Annotated in this window: 10 protein-coding genes, 1 tRNA gene and 1 pseudogene; 3 read left to right on the plus strand and 9 right to left on the minus strand. The window is 66.5% G+C overall.

The annotated features are described in order from the left end of the window. Positions 1-13: 13 nt before the first annotated feature. From AC3WLY_RS27740 to fdnG, 8 genes and pseudogenes are all read right to left on the minus strand, one after another. A pseudogene (locus tag AC3WLY_RS27740) lies at positions 14-231 on the minus strand (transposase); the annotation flags it as partial. Between the two features lie 47 nt (positions 232-278). Then, a tRNA-Sec gene (locus AC3WLY_RS27745) sits at positions 279-374 on the minus strand. A gap of 32 nt (positions 375-406) precedes the next feature. After that, the gene (gene selB, locus AC3WLY_RS27750; RefSeq protein WP_492309329.1) at positions 407-2,332 is read right to left on the minus strand and encodes a selenocysteine-specific translation elongation factor; all 1,926 of its coding nucleotides are present in this window, start codon (positions 2,330-2,332) and stop codon (positions 407-409) included. Continuing rightward, positions 2,329-3,768 (minus strand): L-seryl-tRNA(Sec) selenium transferase, encoded by a 1,440-nt coding sequence (selA, locus tag AC3WLY_RS27755; protein WP_492309328.1) that lies wholly within the window; start codon positions 3,766-3,768, stop codon positions 2,329-2,331. Before selA ends, selB begins: the two co-directional genes overlap by 4 nt. Positions 3,769-3,842: 74 nt before the next feature. Then, complete coding sequence (gene fdhE, locus AC3WLY_RS27760) at positions 3,843-4,778, minus strand: formate dehydrogenase accessory protein FdhE (RefSeq protein ID WP_175958748.1); 936 nt, start codon at positions 4,776-4,778, stop codon at positions 3,843-3,845. A 106-nt stretch (positions 4,779-4,884) separates the two neighbouring features. Continuing rightward, positions 4,885-5,511, minus strand: a complete 627-nt coding sequence (locus AC3WLY_RS27765) for a formate dehydrogenase subunit gamma (RefSeq protein WP_059599523.1) — start codon at positions 5,509-5,511, stop codon at positions 4,885-4,887. Further along, positions 5,508-6,422: a formate dehydrogenase subunit beta gene (gene fdxH / locus AC3WLY_RS27770; protein ID WP_034179967.1), complete on the minus strand. Its 915-nt coding sequence runs from the start codon at positions 6,420-6,422 to the stop codon at positions 5,508-5,510. Before fdxH ends, AC3WLY_RS27765 begins: the two co-directional genes overlap by 4 nt. Before the next feature lie 10 nt (positions 6,423-6,432). Next, positions 6,433-9,504, minus strand: coding sequence for a formate dehydrogenase-N subunit alpha (fdnG, locus tag AC3WLY_RS27775; RefSeq protein WP_492309327.1), 3,072 nt, complete (start codon positions 9,502-9,504; stop codon positions 6,433-6,435). Positions 9,505-9,645: 141 nt separating this feature from the next. Here fdnG and AC3WLY_RS27780 point away from each other — a divergent pair, with 141 nt between their 5' ends. The 3 genes from AC3WLY_RS27780 (at position 9,646) to AC3WLY_RS27790 (ending at position 13,017) form a co-directional block, all read left to right on the plus strand. Then, positions 9,646-10,569, plus strand: coding sequence for a YihY/virulence factor BrkB family protein (locus AC3WLY_RS27780; RefSeq protein ID WP_175958746.1), 924 nt, complete (start codon positions 9,646-9,648; stop codon positions 10,567-10,569). Between the two features lie 431 nt (positions 10,570-11,000). Then, the gene (locus AC3WLY_RS27785) at positions 11,001-12,158 is read left to right on the plus strand and encodes a porin (protein WP_175958745.1); all 1,158 of its coding nucleotides are present in this window, start codon (positions 11,001-11,003) and stop codon (positions 12,156-12,158) included. 385 nt (positions 12,159-12,543) lie between these two features. Further along, a complete protein-coding gene (locus tag AC3WLY_RS27790) occupies positions 12,544-13,017 on the plus strand; it encodes a VOC family protein (protein WP_175958744.1) in 474 nt (157 codons plus the stop codon). A 165-nt stretch (positions 13,018-13,182) separates the two neighbouring features. Here AC3WLY_RS27790 and AC3WLY_RS27795 read toward each other — a convergent pair whose 3' ends face one another. Beyond that, on the minus strand, positions 13,183-13,974 hold the full coding sequence (locus AC3WLY_RS27795) for an AadA family aminoglycoside 3''-O-nucleotidyltransferase (protein WP_492309325.1): 792 nt from the start codon (positions 13,972-13,974) through the stop codon (positions 13,183-13,185). Positions 13,975-14,097: the final 123 nt, after the last annotated feature.

The raw sequence follows: 14,097 nt of genomic DNA on the forward strand, positions 1-14,097 counted from the left end.
GGAATGGACCGGCCAGCGCTTCGCGCCGGCCCGTCGGGGGGCTCATTTTTTTCGGCTGAATTCCTTCAGGCCGTCGATGACCAGCAATTGCTCGGCAATCAGGCGCTTGAGCCGATCGTTCTCCGATTCCAGATCCTTGAGCCGACGGGCGTCGGCCACATCCATGCCACCGAACTTGTTGCGCCAACGATAGAACGTCTGTTCCGAGACGTTGTGGCGCGCGCACAGATTGTAGAGGACGTCAACGGAAGAGATCGGAACAGGACGGAAGGCCCATATGGCGGAAGGCAGCAGGAGTCGAACCTACCCGGGAGTGTCTGACACCCCCAACTGGATTTGAAGTCCAGCCGTACCACCGGATACGAATGCCTTCCTCGGGGAAAACAACCAAAGGAACAACGAGCGCCTACGCCTGAATACCCACCCAACCGCTGTCAGGCCGCAGGAAGTGAAGATCGCGGTGGAAGCGAGTATACCCAACCCGATCGAAGAACTCGAGAATCTGGATCGCACGTTTGCGGCCCAACCCCGTCGCGTCGCGAAACGTCGCGGCATCGAGCCCGCCGCCACGCGAAGGCGCAAGGTGCGCGACCAGTTCCGTCAGCTCGCGCACGACATCCGCGTGATAGAACAGGTCGCGCACGACCTGGTGCACGTCGCCGCGCCGCGCGAGCTTGCGCAGCAGCGTGCGCACCGCGTCCTCGGCCGCGCCCGTGTCGCGGGCCAGGTCGCGCACCCACGGCGGATCGAAGCGCCCCGCATGAATCAGCGGCAGCAGTTGCCGCGCCAGCGCCTCCTCGCGCGAATCGAGGCTCACCGAATGCGACGGCAGATGCAGCCACGGCCCGCTTCGCGCGACTTCGCCGCCGGACACCAGCGCATCGACGAGCGCGCGCCACAACGCATCGCCGGCAAGCGGCGCAGCCATCCGCCGCAGACGCGCGGCGTCGAGCCCCTGTTCGTCGGGCATGCGCTCGTGATACGCGCGCAGCGTCTCGATCGCCCGCGTCTGCAGCGTGCGCCAGTGTGCATGCGAAATCACCGCGCCGTCGTTCGACGCGGCATCGCGTTGCCCGATCGCCAGCGCGTCGTCCGGCAACGCGAGCGCGTCCGGCGCGAAACCGGTGAGATGCGTGAGCATCGCGCGCGGGATGCCGAGCGGCGCCTGCGCGAGCAGCGCATCGAGGCGCTCCGCGTCGAGCCACTCGGCAAGCGCATCGAGCCACGCGCGACGCGCGGGCGTGCGGCGCTTGCGCGCCGGCCCGAACGGATCGAGCACGCGACCGCCGCCGACGGTGCGCGTCGCCTGCGGATTGCGGACGATGAACCGGTCGCCCGGCAGCACGAACACCGGTTCGTCGAATACCAGTTGCACGCGCATCCGCTGGCCGGCCGCGAGCGTGTCGCCGTCGAGCAGCGCGACATGCGCGACTCGATGCAGCGTGCCGAGATGCACGTGCAGCGGCGCCCAGTGCGTCAACGTCAGCCCCGCGTCCGCGAGCAGCGTCAGCTCGACGTCCACGCGCGGCGACGTCGCGGCGAGCCGCGCATCAGCGACGGTATCGCCGCGCTCGACGTCGGCCTTGTCGACGCCGGCCAGGTTCAGTGCGCAACGCTCGCCCGCGTGGCCGGCCTGGACCGGCCGGTTCTGCGCATGGATGCTGCGCACGCGCGCCGCGCCGCCCGTGCGCACGATCGCGAGCGTGTCGCCAGTCGCGACGCGGCCCGCGAACGCGGTGCCCGTCACGACGGTCCCCTGCCCCGCGAGCGTAAACACGCGATCGACCGCGAGCCGGAACAGGCCGTCGTCGCGGCGCGCGCGCCATGCGATCGCCGCGTCGGCCAGGTGACGCTTCAACGCGGCGACGCCCGGATCGTCCACGGCCGTCGCACGGGTTTCGAAAATCGGCGCGCCGGCCAGCGTCGAGTCGTGCAGCCATGCGGCGATCTCGTCGCGCGCCTGGGCGACGCGCGCGGCGTCGACACGATCGCACTTCGTCAGCGCGACCGCGCCATGCGTGACGCCCAGCAGCTGCAGGATCGCGAGATGCTCGCGCGTCTGCGGCATCACGCCGTCGTCGGTGGCAATCACGAGCAGCGCGAAGTCGATTCCGCATGCGCCGGCCGCCATCGTATGAATCAGCTTCTCGTGGCCCGGCACGTCGATCAGACCCAGCACATCGCCGTTCTCGAGCGGCGTATACGCATAGCCGAGTTCGATCGAGATGCCGCGCGCCTTCTCTTCCTTCAGCCGGTCGGTATCGACGCCCGTCAGCGCGCGTACAAGCGTCGTCTTGCCGTGGTCGATGTGCCCCGCGGTACCGACGATCATGCAGCGGGCTCCGCAGGCGGCACGCATTGCGCGACGAATGCCGCTTCGTCGGCGGCTTCGAGGCAGCGCAGGTCGAGCCGCAGCGCATTGTCGGCGATGCGGCCGATCACCGGGCGCGGCCATTCGCGCAGCCGCTTCTCGAGCTGGGCAAGCGCGCGGCCGCCGCGCTTGCCGTCCGGCGTGCGCACGACGAGCCCGGCGCTCGGCAGCTGATCGACCGGCAGCGCGCCGCTGCCGATCTGGCTGAACATCGGTTCGACCGTCACGTCGAAACCGTTGCCGAGCGCCGCCTGCAGCGCCGAGCGCACGCGCTCGGCGGCCTCGGCGATCTCGCGCTGCGGACGCGTCAGCAGACGCAAAGTCGTGAGCCGGTCGCGCAGGAATTCGGGCGCCTGGTAGAGCCGCAGCACGGGCTCGAGCGCCGCGAGCGTCAGCTTGCCGACGCGCAGCGCGCGCTTGAGCGGATGTTTCTTGATCTTCGCGACCAGTGCGCGATCGCCGACGATCAGGCCGGCCTGCGGCCCGCCGAGCAGCTTGTCGCCGCTGAAGGTGACAACGTTTGCGCCGGCGGCGACGGTTTCCTGCACGGTCGTCTCGTGCGGCAGCCCCCATAACGACAGGTCGGCGAGCGTGCCGCTGCCGAGATCGACGGCGACCGGCAGCCCGTGCTCGCGCGCGAGCGGCGCGAGTTCGGCGAGCGTCGCCTCCTTCGTGAAGCCGCTGATCGCATAGTTGCTGCAGTGCACCTTCATCAGCAGCGCGGTGCGCGGGCCGATCGCGTCCGCGTAGTCGCGCAGATGGGTACGGTTGGTCGTGCCGACCTCGCGCAACCTGGCGCCGGCGCGACTCATGATGTCGGGAATCCGGAAGGCGCCGCCGATCTCGACCAGCTCGCCGCGAGATACGACGACTTCGCGCTTCGCCGCGAGCGCCGACAGCGTCAGCAGCACGGCCGCCGCATTGTTGTTGACGACGGTCGCCGCTTCCGCGCCCGTCAGTTCGCACAACAGATCGTCGATCAGGTCGTCGCGATCGCCGCGACGGCCCGTGGCGAGATCGAATTCAAGGTTGACGGGTCGCGTAAGCACGTCGATCACCGCGCGCACCGCTTCGTCGGGCAACAGCGCGCGCCCGAGATTCGTATGCAGCACGGTGCCGGTCAGGTTGAACACCGTGCGCACGGCGCCGGCGCTCTGCGCGGCCAGCGTGCGCGCGACGGCCGCAGCGATGCGCGGCTCGTCGAGCGGCTCGGCCGCCATCGGATCGTGCTGGGCGGCGGTACGCCAGCGTTCGAGTTCGGCGCGCACGGCATTCAGCACGCGCGTGCGGCCATGGTCGGCAAGCAGCGGTTGCAGCGGTGCCGACGACAGCACGCGCTCGACCGACGGTACGCGCGCCAGCACCGCATTCAGTTCATTCACACCCGGTCCGGTCACGTAGTAGTGGCTCCAGTCTCAGCTTCGCAGTCGGCCGGAGCCGGCGCTCGCGCACCGCCCCCGGCCCCGTGCCGTCAATCCGCTTCCCGCGACACATCCGGCCACAGCAGCGGGTTCGGCGAACTGCGCTGGTATCCGGCCTCGTTCATCAACAGGTCGAGCGTGAGACTCGCGAGATCGTCCGCCAGCGGCTCGAACTCGTAGTCCTTCTCCTGGTAGCCGATCTTGCGATAGGTCTTGCACTCGTCGCACGATTCGGCCTTGACGGCTTCGCTGCCGCCCTCGATCCCGTGGTATGCGATGCCCTTCGTCGAATCGCAGTGCGAGCACTTGGTGCGCACCATGTGCCACTCGGTCGTGCACAGCCCGCATTGCAGGAAACGGTAGCCCTGGAACTGGCCACCTACCCGCACGACACTCGCGACCGGATGCGAGCCGCACACCGGGCACAGCCCCGGCTGGTCGAGATACGGAACGTCGGCCGGCGTCACGCGGCTGGCGAGATCGGTCCATACGACCTGCAGCGCGGCCATCAGGAACGGCGCGGTGGCCGGGTCGACCTCGGCGAAGCGCAGCGCGAGGATCGCGTCGGCCTGCGCGTCGAGCTCGGCGGGCGCCGTCAGGCGCAGCCGGTCGAGCAGTTTCGCGAGCGACGGATTGACGAGGCCGGCGCCTTCGACGCGGTCGAGCAGTTCGTACAGCACGGCGCGCCAGCGCGGATCGCGCTCGCCGTCGAGCGCCGGCACGAGCGGCATCGAATGCTGCTGCGCGCGCGCGATCGCTTCCTTCGAGGGCAGCGGCAGCTCCAGCGTCTGCAATGTCGCGTGCTGCGCATCGGCGACGGTGGCCATCAGCCGCAGGTAGCCGCTGATCGGGTTCAGGTCGGCAAGCTTGCGCAGCCGCGCGGCGCGCGCCGAAAACGCGGTGGCGCGCTCCGGCAGGCGAAAGCGCGGAATGGCCGAATGATCGAGTGCCGAGATCTCGGTCGGTTCGAGAATGCGTTGTGTCACAGAAATGTATTCCAAATAAACAAGCGCCGACGGATCGGCGCTTCGGGCGGTTCCGACGGCTGACGGAGCGGCCCGCCGCGATCGGCGAGCCGCCCGCTCCGGTGCGTTATTTCACGCTTTCACGGAACCACTTCGGGTGATGCTTGCGGGCCCAGCCCAGCGTGACGGTGCCACGCACCATCGCACCGATCGAGCCCTTCACCCACAACGCCGCGTAAATGTGCACGATGATGCTCGCGATCAGCACGAAGGCCGCCACGGCATGCACGACAGCGGCCGCGCGGATCACCCCGATCGGGAAGTAGAACGAGAAGTAGCGCCGCCAGATCACGATCCCCGACAGCAGGAGCAACAGCAGGCATGCCACCAACGTAAAGAATAGCAGCTTCTGCCCGGCGTTATAGCGCCCGACGGGCGGCAGCTTGTCCTCCTGGTTGGTCAGCACGTCGCCGATCTGCTTCAGCCACTGCCGGTCGTCCGCGTCGAGCGCGTTGTGGTGCCAGAAGCGCACGACCAGGATCGCGAACGACACGAACATCACGAGGCCGACGAACGGATGCAGGATCCGCGTCCACTGGCCGCCGCCGAACAGCGCGGTCAGCCAGAACATCGACGGATGGAACAGCGCGAGCCCGGACAACGCGAGCAGCACGAACGTGATCGCGGTGATCCAGTGATTCGTACGCTCGTTCGCCGAGTAGCGCACGATCAGGTTGGGGTCGTCGTGCTTCATTTCGCGTCCTCCTTGATGCGTCGCGCCTCGTCGCGCGCGGCCGATTCCTCGTCGTCGCTCACCTCGTTCGGACCGACCCGGACATAGTGGAAGAACCCGGCAAGCGCCGTCAGCGCGATGCCGGCGACCGCGAGCGGCTTCGCGATGCCCTTCCACAGCTTCACCATCGGGCTGATCGACGGGTTGTCGGGCAGCCCGTGGTACAGCGACGGCTTATCGGCGTGGTGCAGCACGTACATCACGTGCGTGCCGCCGACGCCCTGCGGATCGTACAGCCCCGCATGCTCGAAGCCGCGCTCCTTCAGGTCCTCGATGCGCTCGGCCGCGTGCTGCTTCATGTCCTCCTTGGTGCCGAACACGATCGCGCCCGTCGGGCAGGTCTTCACGCAGGCCGGTTCCTGGCCGACCGCGACGCGGTCGGAACAGAGCGTGCACTTGTACGCGCGATGATCCTTCTTCGAGATCCGCGGAACGTTGAACGGGCAGCCGGTCACGCAATAGCCGCAACCGATGCAGTTCTCCTCGTGGAAATCGACGATCCCGTTGTTGTACTGCACGATCGCGCCCGGCGACGGACACGCCTTCAGGCAGCCCGGATCCTCGCAGTGCATGCAGCCGTCCTTGCGGATCAGCCATTCGAGGTCGCCTGCCGGGTTCTCGTATTCGGAGAACCGCATCACCGTCCACGAGTGCTCGGTCAGGTCGGCCGGGTTGTCGTACACGCCGACGTTGGTGCCGACTTCGTCGCGCAGGTCGTTCCACTCCATGCACGCCGTCTGGCATGCCTTGCAGCCGATGCACTTCGATACGTCGATCAGCTTCGCGACGCTCCCGGTCACCGGTTCGCGCACCGTGGGCGGTGGCGTCGTGGTGGCCGAGACGCGCTTGATATCCAGCGATTGCAATGCCATCTCTTTCCCCTTACGCCTTTTCGACCTTCACCAGGAACGACTTGAATTCCGGTGTGTACGAGTTGCCGTCACCCACGGACGGAGTCAGGGTATTGGCGAGATAGCCGGGCTTCGTCAGACCTTTGAAGCCCCAGTGCAACGGGACGCCGACCGTCTGGACCTTCTTGCCGTCGACCGTCAGCGGCTTGATCCGCTTCGTGACGAGTGCGACCGCGACGATATGGCCGCGCTTGGACGACACCTTCACGCGTTCGCCATGCGCGACGCCGACTTCCTTCGCGAGGTCTTCGCCGATCTCGACGAATTGCTCGGGCTGGATGATCGAGTTCAGCCGCGCATGCTTGGTCCAGTAGTGGAAATGCTCGGTCAGCCGGTAAGTCGTCGCGACGTGCGGGAACTCCGACACCTTGCCGAACGACGCGCGGTCGTCCGGGAACACGCGGGCGGCCGGGTTGTTCAGCGCCTGCGGGTTGTTCGGGTGCAGCGGGTTCGCGGCGAGCGGCGTCTCGAACGGCTCGTAGTGCTCGGGGAACGGACCTTCGTTCATCCCCGCGCGCGCGAAGAAGCGCGCGACGCCCTCCGGATTCATGATGAACGGCCCCATCCCGTTCTCGGGCGGTTCGTCCGCCTTGAAGTCCGGTACGTCGGGGCCCGCCCACGCCTTGCCGTTCCAGCCGATCAGCTTGCGGGTCGGGTCGAACGGCTTGCCGTTCACGTCGCACGATGCGCGGTTGTACAGGATCCGCCGGTTCGCCGGCCAGGCCCACGCCCAGTTCAGCGTCTGGCCGATGCCGGTCGGGTCCGAGTTGTCGCGCCGCCCCATCTGGTTGCCGGCCTGCGTCCATGCGCCGCAGAAGATCCAGCAGCCGCTCGCGGTCGTGCCGTCGTCCTTCAGTTGCGCGAACGCGGCGAGCTGCTCGCCCTTCTTCACGAGCGTCTTGGCCGGATCCTTCGGGTCGGGCAAGTCGGCGAGCGCCTTGCCGTTGAACTCCATCGCGAGTTCTTCGGGCGTCGGGCTTTCCGGGTTCGCGTACGGCCAGGTCAGGTTCACGATCGGGTCCGGATACTTGCCGCCGTCCGTCTGGTACATCTTGCGCATGCGCAGGAACAGCCCCGACATGATCTCGAGATCGCTCTTCGCGTCGCCCGGCGGCTCCGCGCCCTTCCAGTGCCATTGCAGCACGCGGCTCGAACTCACGAGCGAGCCGTTTTCCTCCGCAAAGCACGTGGTCGGCAGACGGAACACCTCGGTCTGGATCTTCGACGCATCGACGTCGTTGTAGTCGCCGTGATGCTTCCAGAACTCGGACGTCTCGGTCGCGAGCGGATCCATGATCACGAGCCACTTCAGCTTCGCGAGCCCCGCGGCCGTCTTCACCTTCGACGGCGCCGCCGCGAGCGGGTTGAAGCCCTGGCAGATGTAGCCGTTCATCTTGCCGGCACTCATCAGCTCGATCACCTGCAGCAGGTCGTACTGCTTGTCCAGCTTCGGCAGGTAGTCGTAGCCCCAGTTGTTCTCTGCGGTCGCCGCATCGCCCCACCACGACTTCATGAAGCTGACGTGGAACGCCTTGTAGTTCTTCCAGTAGCTCAACTGGTTCGGCCGCAGCGGCTGCTGCACGCGCTTGTTGATATAGCCGTCGAAATCCTGCTCGGCCTGCATCGGCAGCGTCATGTAGCCCGGCAGCAGGTTCGACATGAGCCCGAGGTCGGTCAACCCCTGGATGTTCGAGTGGCCGCGCAGCGCGTTCATCCCGCCGCCGGCGATGCCGATGTTGCCGAGCAGCAGCTGCACCATCGCGCCGGTGCGGATCATCTGCGCGCCGATCGAGTGGTGGGTCCAGCCGAGCGCGTACAGGATCGTGCCGGCGCGGCCGGGCACGGCCGTCGTCGCGAGCATCTCGCAGACCTTCAGGAACTTCTCCTTCGGCGTGCCGCAGGTCTGCTGGACCATGTCCGGCGTATAGCGCGCGTAGTGCTGCTTCAGCATGTTGTACACGCAGCGCGGATGCTGCAGCGTCGGGTCGACCTTCACGAAACCGTCGTCGCCGCGCTCGTAGTCCCAGCTCGATTTGTCCGGGTACGCGTGCTTCTCCGCGTCATAGCCGGAATAGATGCCGTCGTTGAACGCGAAATCCTCGCGCACGATGAACGTGAAGTCCGTGTAGTTCTTCACATACTCATGCTGGATCTTGTCGTTCGTCAGCAGATAGTTGATGACGCCGCCCAGGAAGACGATGTCGGTGCCGGTGCGAATCGGCGCGTAGTAGTCGGCCACCGAGGCCGTACGCGTAAAGCGCGGGTCGACGACGATCAGCCGCGCCTTGCGGTGCGCCTTCGCCTCCGTTACCCACTTGAAACCGCACGGATGGGCCTCGGCTGCATTGCCGCCCATCACGAGAATCACGTCCGCGTTCTTGATGTCGACCCAATGGTTCGTCATCGCTCCACGGCCAAACGTCGGGGCAAGACCTGCCACCGTCGGGCCATGTCAGACACGCGCCTGATTGTCGAATGCGAGCATTCCCAGACTACGGATAGTCTTGTGCGTCAGGTAGCCGACCTCGTTGCTGCCCGCCGACGCGGCCAGCATGCCGGTCGTGAGCCAGCGGTTGACCTTCGCGCCGTCTTCCGTCGTCTCGACGAAGTTCGCGTCGCGGTCGGCCTTCATCAGCTTCGCGATCCGGTCGAGCGCGTCGTTCCACGAGATGGGTTCCCACTTGTCCGAGCCGGGCGCCCGGTATTCGGGGTGCGTCAGGCGGTTCGGGCTGTGGATGAAGTCGATCAGGCTCGCGCCCTTCGGGCACAGCGTGCCGCGATTGACGGGATGGTCGGGATCTCCCTCGATATGGATGATGCTCGGCTGCGCGTTCTTCGCGCCGTCTCCGAGGCTGTACATGAGGATGCCGCAACCCACTGAGCAGTAAGGACAGGTGTTGCGCGTTTCGACGGTGCGCGCCAGCTTGTACTGTCGGACTTCGGCAAGCGCTTCGGATGGAGAAAAGCCCATCAGGGCAAGACTCGATCCGGCAAGCGACGTGGCCGTCACCTTCAGGAACTGGCGCCGGGACATTTGTAGCATGGTGGTCTCGGCGTTATTGTGGGGTGGAGGAAACTGAAAGGAATTATAGACAGTTCGCGCAACTATGATCGAATCCTCGGATCAATACTGAATTGTCTGATTACCAACGATGATCCGCGTTCCGCGCGCAACCGAACCGTCATGAAACGACAGATCACTTCCGAAGCAACCCGTCTTGCCCAGCAACAGGCCAACTGGGCCCTCACCGCGTTCAAGCGCTTCTCGTCCGACCGCTGCTCGTCGATGGCCGCGGGCATCGCGTTTTTCTCCGCATTCTCGCTCGCGCCGATGCTCGTGATGGTGATCGCGGTAGCCGGCTGGTTCTACGGCGACGACGCCGCGCGCGGCCAGGTGTTCGAACAGGCGCACCAGTTGATCGGCGACGACGCGGCGGCCAGCATCCAGACGATCGTGCAGAACGCGCACCGCGCGGGCCAACGCGGCGGCTTCGCGACGCTGATCTCGTTCGCCGCGCTCGCGATCGGCGCGTCGGCCACGTTCGCGTCGCTCAACACCGCGCTCAGCGTGATCTGGCCGGCGACCGAAAACCGCTGGTCGAGCATGCTCGGGCTCGTGCGCGTCCGGCTGATCTCGTTCGGGCTCGTGCTCGGCGTCGCGTTCCTGCTGATCGTATCGCTCGTGCTCGACACCGCGATCACGTTCGTCGGCACCTGGCTGCTGGGCGATTCGCCGTATGTCGTCGTCACGAACCTCGCGCAGTTTTTCGTCGGCATCGCGGTGCTCGCGGCGGCGTTCGCCGCGTTGATGAAGTTCCTGCCCGACGCGCGAGTCGCGTGGCGCGACGCCGCGGTCGGCGGAGTGGTGTCCGCGATCCTGTTCTCCGGCGGCAAGAAGCTGTTCGCGCTGTACCTCGCGCATGCGGGCACCGCGAGTGCGTTCGGCGCGGCCGGATCGTTCGCGGTCCTGCTGATGTGGCTGTACTTCTCTGCAATCGTGCTGCTGCTCGGCGCGGAATTCGCGGCGGCCCGCGGCAACGCGCATCGGCCCGCCGCGAATTCCGCGGCGGCCACGCCCACCCAAACGGATCGCATGCGCGGCGACTGATTCATCAACCTCCGCAAAGCGGCTGCGCGCCGGCATCGCGCGCATCGCGAAATGAGGCCAGCACACCCCGCCCGACTCCTGCAACCACGCTGTCCGCCGCGCGTTCGCACGGCGTTGACGCGTTCCTTGCACGTCGACGCGTTCGTCGCTGCAACGGCAAACGTTTGCAAGCACTCATTTCGCTGCTCCAACCGGCCGAAACGGGACGTCTGCCGCAATGTGCATCACACACCGAAACAATCGCACCGCAGCAACTGTCAACTATTTCAAAAACAGGAACGGTCGTTGATGTGCTTGATATATATAGACTTTTTGAGGCTGTTACCTTTTCGAGACACTTTATTTTTTAAGCTTTCTTGCGTGGATGGCACTGAGCTATTCTCCAATCCGCAACAAATAACGATGAATCACTTGCGTGGAGAATCTCAACGATGAAGAAACTTGCTCTCTCGACCCTCTCGCTCGCCCTGCTGGGCGCCGCTGGCGCTGCGCACGCTCAGTCGAGCGTGACGCTGTACGGCGTGATCGATACGTCGATCGCATGGGTGCACGGCAATGACGGTCAAGCCAACAACTCGTGGCAAATGCTGTCGGGCAACCTGCAAGGCAGCCGCTTCGGCCTGAAGGGCGCAGAAGACCTCGGCGGTGGCCTGAAGGCGATCTTCCAGTTGGAAAACGGCTTTGATCCGGGTACGGGCAAGCTGAACCAGGGCGGCCGCATGTTCGGTCGTCAGGCATTCGTCGGTCTCGACAGCAAGCAATACGGTACGCTGACGCTCGGCCGCCAGTACGACCCGCTGGTCGACCTGGTCCAGGCAGTCACGGCCGACAACTACTTCGGCAGCGTGATGGCCACGCCGGGCGACGTCGACAACAACGACAACAGCCTGCGCGTCAGCAACGCGATCAAGTACACGTCGCCGGTCTTCGCAGGCTTCCAGGTCGAAGGCATGTACGCCCTCGGCGGTGTGGCGGGCAAGACGGGCGCGGGCCAGACCTGGTCGGTCGCAGCGGCTTACAACAACGGCCCGGTCGGCGTTGCCGCAGGCTACTTCTACGCGAACAACCCGTCGCCGACGGCCACGCCCGTGCGCGGCGGCTGGGGCTCGACGACGTCCGACAACATCATCGACGGCCCGATCAACTCGGGTTACGCCACGGCGAAGTCGATCGCCATCGCGCAAGTCGCAGGTCAGTACGCGATCGGCCCGGTGACGTTCGGCATCGGCTACAGCAACGCACAGTACAAGCCGGACGCGTTCTCGGGCTTCGGCTCGACCGAGAAGTACAACACGATCCGCGGCTTCGCGACGTACCAGGTCACGCCGCCGCTGCTGCTGGGCCTCGGCTACTCGTACACGAAGGCAAGCGGCGACACGTCCGCGAAGTACCACCAGGTCGGCGTCGGCGCGGACTACTCGCTGTCGAAGCGCACGGACATCTACCTGGTTGGCGCATACCAGCACGCGAGCGGCACGCAGCTCGTCGACGGCGTGCAGCAAAGCGCGCAAGCGTCGATCGCTTCGTACGGCTTCGCCGGCAAGAGCTCGGCCGAAATGGTCGCACTCGGCATTCGCCACAAGTTCTAAAAACGATGTATCCGGCGTGCATGGCGTCTCCGACGCCTTGCCGCCGAACTGGAAAGCCAGCCCCGGTTTCGGCCGCGGCTGGCTTTTTTTCGTCCGTCTCACGCGTGCCCGCAGCGCCTGTGCGGGCCGGCGAACGAAGCCGATGCCGACGCACGTCGGCGGGCCGGCAACGGCGCCTGGCGGCTGCAAAGTGCTGCAATCACTACTTCCGGGTGTCCAGGCAGGTCGCGGTCTTTCCTCCAGGCGACTACCATCCGCACTGTCGGCGCCGCTCACTCGGCACGACTGCCATTCGCCCCCGCGCGTCGAATTTGGCAAGCGTCGTCCGTCGTATCGAGGTCGGCACGCGATTTGCGCCTCGGCCAATACAGACAGGAGATTCGCCATGACGATTCAGAAGATCACGCCTTTTCTCTGGTACTCGACGGAAGCCGAGGAAGCAGCGGCCTTCTATGCAGGCATCTTTCCGGATTCGCGCATCGTGCGCGTCACGTCGGTGTCCGGCACCGACGGTACGCGGATGGTCGAGTTCGAGCTGTTCGGGCAGCCGTTCATCGCGATGAGCCACAAGCGCACCGAGACGTTCAATCACGCGATCTCGCTGCTGGTCAGTTGCGCCGATCAAGCGGAACTCGACCGCTACTGGAATACCCTCCTCGACAACGGCGGCACGGCCGACGGCTGCGGTTGGCTGAGAGACCGCTACGGCGTGTCGTGGCAGATCGTTCCGGAAGCGCTCATCCCGATGATGGCCGATCGCGACGCGGTCAAGGCGGCACGCGTGGCCGCGGCAATGATGCAGATGACCAAGTTCGACGACGCCGCGCTGAAGGCTGCCTATGCGGGCACGGCGGGTTGACGAAGCGCGTCGTGCCGCGGATGCGTGACGGCGTACCGGTCAAGCGCGCGCGAGTCGCCGGCGGGCGCCCGGATCGGCGGCTTGCGCGTACGGCGGCGGCGAAAGCGCTGATGATCCGCGAGGTGCCGGCCCGCAAGCCGATCGCGCGCACCGTGGCATCCGCCTCTACGCCGACAGCATCGATTCGATGGTCCGCCGCGCGTAACCGATGAACGCGGCGAGCGGTTCACCCGACAGGATCGCCGCGCCCGCTTCGCCACCGAGATAGGCGGCACGTGCAGCCGCTACAACCGGCCGGTAAGCGGCAGGCAGGCGCTCCAGCACCCATGCCGCGGCGACGTCCTTGGGCGCGATCCTGCCGGTTTCCGCGCTGTACCAGATGCGCGCGAGCGCGAGCACCACGTTGCACTCGTCGCCGCGCCAGTCCGGTTCGGCATTCCACTGCGCAACGGTAGCGAGAAGCGCGGCGACCAGGTCGCGCGCGGGCACCGGCTCGAACAGCGCGGCCGCCGGCGGACCGGCCAGCGCGACACTGTGCTGCCGCGCCTTCGTCAACAGGATCGCCAGATCGTGATCGGCGAGCGCCGGTTCGACGATGCCTGCTTCGAGATCGCGACGCAGCCACTCGCCGAACTGCAGTTCGCGTCGCGCCGGATGACGCCACGGCACCACGTCGCCGTGCGCGACGACGGTGACCTCGAGCGGGCGCATGCCGCCTGCGTGACCGGGCGGCGCCGACGCAGCGAGCAGGTCGAACATCAGCGCACGCCGCGCCGTTTCGTCGGGCCGCACGGCCACCGTCACCAGCAGGTCGATGTCGCTGCGCGGTTTCAAGCCGCCGTCTAGCGCCGAACCGAACAGGTGGATCGCATCCAGCGTCGCACCGAGATGTCGCTCGATCGCGGCGCGCGCGGTAGCGACCTGCCCGGCGATTTCAGACGGAACGCATTCAGTCACGATGCGCGGGCCTCACGATGCGCACGCAACAGGCGCAGCGGGAGCGACGAGGTAACGAGAGCGACGGGCTGCGGCGGTACGACGGCACGTGCCGATGACGATTGCCGTCCGGCGTTGCGCAAG

The organism is Burkholderia sp. FW306-1C-G01B (assembly GCF_058781685.1).

Coding starts and splice junctions, on each gene's coding strand:
- AC3WLY_RS27790 (WP_175958744.1), top strand. CDS start 12,544: ATGACGATTCAGAAGATCACGCCTTTTCTCTGGTACTCGACGGAAGCC.
- AC3WLY_RS27780 (WP_175958746.1), top strand. CDS start 9,646: ATGAAACGACAGATCACTTCCGAAGCAACCCGTCTTGCCCAGCAACAG.
- selB (WP_492309329.1), bottom strand. CDS start 2,332: ATGATCGTCGGTACCGCGGGGCACATCGACCACGGCAAGACGACGCTT.
- AC3WLY_RS27785 (WP_175958745.1), top strand. CDS start 11,001: ATGAAGAAACTTGCTCTCTCGACCCTCTCGCTCGCCCTGCTGGGCGCC.
- fdxH (WP_034179967.1), bottom strand. CDS start 6,422: ATGGCATTGCAATCGCTGGATATCAAGCGCGTCTCGGCCACCACGACG.
- AC3WLY_RS27765 (WP_059599523.1), bottom strand. CDS start 5,511: ATGAAGCACGACGACCCCAACCTGATCGTGCGCTACTCGGCGAACGAG.